The 370-nt window shown below is 43.0% G+C and carries 1 protein-coding gene; it reads right to left on the minus strand.

Going from position 1 to position 370, the window contains the following annotated elements; translation table 11 throughout:
* Positions 1-370, minus strand: a 370-nt coding sequence (locus tag DWX61_RS19485; protein ID WP_286188098.1) for an RNA-guided endonuclease InsQ/TnpB family protein, incomplete at both ends; no start/stop codon positions are given.

Consider the following 370-nt stretch of genomic DNA (forward strand, 5'->3'; position numbering starts at 1 on the left):
CATGAACAGAAACTGCCCGTACCCGTTATCCTGCACACCTTTCCCAAGGTGCAGCCCTCCGGACATTCCCTTTATATTCAGATCTTCCACACATACTGCATCATATCTTTCCGCAAGCTCCCTGCTGAGCTTATGCTGGAAATCTTTTCTCTGGTTTTTTATCTTTTCATGACATAAAGCTACTCTTTTTTTCTGTTTCTGATAGTTCCGGCTTTCTTTTTCACAGTGGGAGAGCTTTCTCTGTTCTCTTGCAAGTTTTTTCTCTGCTTTTCTGTAAAACATAGGGTACCCGGCTCTTTCTCCTGTAGAAAATACACACATTCCCTGCATGGCAAAATCGATCCCAAGAAATCTCTCTGCCGGTCTTTTT

The organism is Ruminococcus sp. AF20-12LB (assembly GCF_003478985.1).
GTDB lineage: Bacteria > Bacillota > Clostridia > Lachnospirales > Lachnospiraceae > Blautia_A.